Origin of the sequence: Desulfobacter latus (genome assembly GCF_013389365.1) — a bacterium.
Lineage (GTDB): Bacteria > Desulfobacterota > Desulfobacteria > Desulfobacterales > Desulfobacteraceae > Desulfobacter > Desulfobacter latus.
The window spans coordinates 1-3,922 of record NZ_JACADJ010000129.1 but is presented as its reverse complement, the minus strand read 5'-3'; the positions used below and the strand labels follow the sequence as shown (position 1 = coordinate 3,922).

At 39.6% G+C, this 3,922-nt stretch carries 6 protein-coding genes; 5 read left to right on the top strand and 1 reads right to left on the bottom strand.

Annotated features, from left to right (window positions below; genetic code table 11):
* The first annotated feature begins 174 nt into the window (after positions 1 to 174).
* Positions 175 to 1,551, top strand: coding sequence for a single-stranded-DNA-specific exonuclease RecJ (locus HXW94_RS18235; RefSeq protein WP_178368318.1), 1,377 nt, complete (start codon positions 175 to 177; stop codon positions 1,549 to 1,551).
* 20 nt (positions 1,552 to 1,571) lie between these two features.
* On the opposite strand, the gene HXW94_RS18230 is transcribed toward HXW94_RS18235, so the two are convergent.
* The gene (locus tag HXW94_RS18230; RefSeq protein WP_246294220.1) at positions 1,572 to 1,964 is read right to left on the bottom strand and encodes an HVO_A0114 family putative DNA-binding protein; all 393 of its coding nucleotides are present in this window, start codon (positions 1,962 to 1,964) and stop codon (positions 1,572 to 1,574) included.
* 504 nt (positions 1,965 to 2,468) lie between these two features.
* Between HXW94_RS18230 and HXW94_RS18225 the strand changes: the two genes are divergently transcribed.
* The 4 genes from HXW94_RS18225 to HXW94_RS20495 form a co-directional block, all read left to right on the top strand.
* Positions 2,469 to 2,750 (top strand): type II toxin-antitoxin system TacA family antitoxin, encoded by a 282-nt coding sequence (locus tag HXW94_RS18225; RefSeq protein ID WP_178368317.1) that lies wholly within the window; start codon positions 2,469 to 2,471, stop codon positions 2,748 to 2,750.
* Between the two features lie 331 nt (positions 2,751 to 3,081).
* Positions 3,082 to 3,591 carry a GNAT family N-acetyltransferase gene (locus HXW94_RS18220; protein WP_178368316.1) on the top strand — a complete coding sequence of 170 codons (510 nt, stop codon included), beginning with the start codon at positions 3,082 to 3,084 and terminating at the stop codon, positions 3,589 to 3,591.
* A 2-nt stretch (positions 3,592 to 3,593) separates the two neighbouring features.
* Entirely contained in the window at positions 3,594 to 3,731 is a 138-nt protein-coding gene (locus HXW94_RS18215; protein WP_178368315.1) for a hypothetical protein, read from the top strand.
* A 68-nt stretch (positions 3,732 to 3,799) separates the two neighbouring features.
* A partial coding sequence (locus HXW94_RS20495; protein WP_178367234.1) for a helix-turn-helix domain-containing protein occupies positions 3,800 to 3,922 on the top strand: 123 nt, incomplete at its 3' end.

The following is a 3,922-nucleotide window of genomic DNA, read 5'->3' as shown; positions in this document are numbered from 1 at the left end:
CTATCTTTTAAAATAACGAAATAGTTGATTTTTGTCAACCAAAAATAGATCAATCCAGCTATTTTGAATATTAGATTTTTTATTTTAATAAAGAATAGTATAAAATTTTAGATACTATATGCCGACCTCTATAAATCACTTCATGATCTTTTTGCTGTTCGGGAATCAAATCTCTTGAGACTCACCGGTCATCGGGTTAAAGACGGCTATGGCCTGACTGAATCTGTCTCTGAAAAAATATTTGGACTCAATCCCAACCTAGTAATTACAGCCGATGCCGGAATATCCGATGAACAAATGATCGAAAAGCTGTCTGACGCCGGTATTGATGTAATTGTTACAGATCATCACTTAATCCCGGTAGAAGGAATCCCAAAGGCAGCAGTTGCCGTCATTGATCCTCAACAAGAAATCTGCTCCTACGACTCAAAAATTGCCGGATGTGGTGTGGCATGGCTTTTGATGACGGCTGTGGCACAAAAATTATGTGCCACGCAGGAACAAAAGCAGGTCCTTCACCAAATGCTTGATTATGTGGCCCTTGGTACCGTTGCGGATCTGGTATCTTTGGACTCTGTGACAAATCGATATTTTGTCAAAAAAGGTTTGGAATTCATGAATCAAAAGCGCAGGCCCTGTTGGCAGATCGCTTTAAATGAGAAAATCGCCGGTGTTGGGGATCTGGGGTTTCAAATTGGACCGAGGGTCAATGCCAGCTCCAGGATGACGGGGCGTGCCGATACCGCAATTGATTTTCTGATTTCTGAAGATCCGGATCAAGTCACTTGTTCCTATGAATTTCTGGATCAACAAAACAGAAAGCGGCAAAGCATCGAAAATAAAATACTTACCGAAGCCCAAAAAAGTGTTACCCGCAAAGAGTCTGTTATTGTTTACTACAGTGCTGAGAATCATGCGGGAATCCAGGGGATTGTTGCCGGTAAACTGGCGGAAGAATACGGTATTCCCTGCATCATGCTTGCCGATGTCGGGAATGACATCGTGGCAGGCTCGGGTCGCGCCGGTCAGTTTCTTCATCTTAAAGATGCTCTTGCGACTTTTAATGAAAAGCATCCCGGCATTTTAATGTCCTATGGCGGCCATAAGGCTGCAGCCGGATTGAAGCTCCACAAAAACCATGTCGAAATATTTCAACACAAATTTTGTGAATTGGTTCGGCAACAATTAAAAGGACAGGATATCACACCCTATAAATCAACCGATGGAGCCTTAAACGGTTTCATCAATCTTGAAACCTATTTCCAGATAGAGAAATTAAAACCCTTTGGCATGGGATTTCCGACACCGCTGTTTTATGACGAAATGATTGCTACCCGAATAAGGGTCATCGGAAGGACACGAAATCATCTTTCAATGATGTTGGATAACCACAAAGCGGTCTTCTTCAATGCCTTGGAAACACCGGATTCTCCGTGGCCTGTTAATGAAGGTGAAAGTATTTGTGCGTTGTATACTTTGAATCTGAATGAGTGGATGGGACAGAAAAATCTTCAGTTAATTATTCGGGAAATTACGAAGCCTGAACAATGAGTCTAAAATGGGTGGTAAGATTACAGTCTTAATTCGACCTGAAAGTCAGTTGCGTTAACAATAGGCCGGACCATACCTTTTTCTTTGACCAGGTCCACAATGCCATAATTCGAAAGGGTTTTCAGTGTCCGGGAAAGGTTTGATTTTTTACGGCCTGACAAGGCTTCAAGTTCAACCAGGGATGCCGGGTGCCGGTCCCGGATCAATCTCAATAGTTTTTGATTCTGACCACTCAGAACCTGACCCAGGGATTCCATAGATTCAAACCATACCTTTGGTTCGTTTTTTCGGGGCTTGTATTCGCCCCTGGCAATGGCAATGGTCCGGTGTTTGTAGTCTTCCGATGCATTTTTTGCTATACAAATATATAGCTTACGCCATTTTCTAAATAGCGGGGGTCTCTCCCAAAGCATAACGTTTCAAGTGAAATATTATGCGCTTTAATTTTCCATTACTAACAATCTTATTGGCTTGGTTCTCGCTAATGAAATTGTTTATGTTTGAAAAATTGTTACCCGTAAGGTTTTACATGCCATGGTTTTTAGGCACAACCATTTACCTTTTCAAAGAACTATCTTTTAAAATAACGAAATAGTTGATTTTTGTCAACCAAAAATAGATCAACTGGATATTTGATATAAGCACTTTTCACGTCTAAATCGTCTTTATATTGTGTCTAAATGGTACAAAAATACGGTATGTGGTATCTGAATTTCTTATGGCAAATATCCAGCGATACCTAACCTCAGTTGACAGGGGGTCGTAAAGACATATATGTCAACACCTTTTTTAGACCTTTCTGTATTAAAAAATTCTTTATATTGATTTTGTTGCCAAAATGGCACCAGTGCCATATAATATATAGAAAAACTGAAAAGCAAACCATAGAATACAAATAATTAGGAGAGGACTCAAAAATGAAAGCTGAAACTAAAACCGCTCGTGTCTCAGCGCGGATATCACCGAATGTCTATAACACATTAACCGAGGCATCGGAAATCACGGGATCTACATTAAATCAATTTATAGTACACGCAGCGCTTGAAAAAGCTCAGGCCATTATTGAGAATGAAAATAAAATCAGGTTAAATAAACAATCTGCTCGGCATTTGTTTGAATTGATTGAAAACCCTCCAAAGGCGAATCCCAAACTGGCTCAAGCAGTCAACTACCCCTCGGCTAAAGACCGAGGGGCTTGAAAAGGCCCCAAAGTTGACCAGTCTATGTGCTTGGCGCACTACGTTAGATCGGAAATAGGTACCCTGGGGTGCTTGCCAGCCCCAGGCTCTACGGCAAGTGGTTAAACAGGTCTAAGGGGTTAAACCGGTGCTGCTTGCGCTAAACCCGATCATAACATTGACGAGGCAAACATTACCCCGGAAACGGGTGTTGAGCCCTGGCATATGGCTGTTTAAATATTATATGCCTTTTTACTAAAAGGAGGGCGGCAATTCCTCCCCTGAGCTGAAGACTCAGGGGTCTCCTTGCCGCATTTTATGAAACAGTATAAGCAGGATTTGAAAATTTGAAATGATAAAGATCGAACTTTTGGATAAATCGCATGACAGAAAGCGGTTTGACTGTGGAACCACCCAATTAAATATGTTTCTACAAAAAACTGCCAGACAGCACATTACTAAAGGTATGTCCCGTACCTTTGTGTTGATTAATGATGAAAACTCGAAAGAAATTCTTGGGTTTTACACCCTGTCGATTTGTGAAGTTGAAACGGAATATTTACCACCTATTATCGCTAAAAAATATCCAGATCAAATTCCTGCTTTAAAACTGGCGAGACTTGCTGTATCAAAAAAACACCAGCACAAAGGCTATGGAAATTATTTAATAGGGAGTGCTGTTGAAAAAGTCATTCTTATTTCAGAAAACGTTGGCATAATTGGACTCTTTGTCGACGCAAAAGATAGCCATACCAAAGAATACTATGAACAGTTTGGATTTATCTCCCTTCATGGGAAACCTTTGGCATTATTTCTTCCGATAAAGACATTGGTTCACTACAAGTCAACAACAAACCAATAAAAATGATTCCTGCAGGAGACGCTTATTTTCATACCAAAGAATGGCAGAAAGAAGAGGCCAACGCTGACCGTGACTTTAAAGAAGGAAACGTTAATACGTTTGATAATATTGATGATTTAATTGCCGATTTAGATTCTTAAAAAATATGGTCAAGAAAAATATATCAAAAAAATTAAAAAAATAGTAGAATTATATCTCAAAAAGCTTTATGAGTATTAATATGAAGTCAAATCAAGCACTTAAAATACTTAGAGTGTCGAAATCCACTTTAAGAAATTATATTAAAAGTGGAAAAATTAAAGCTACTAAATTACCAACCGGTAGATATGAT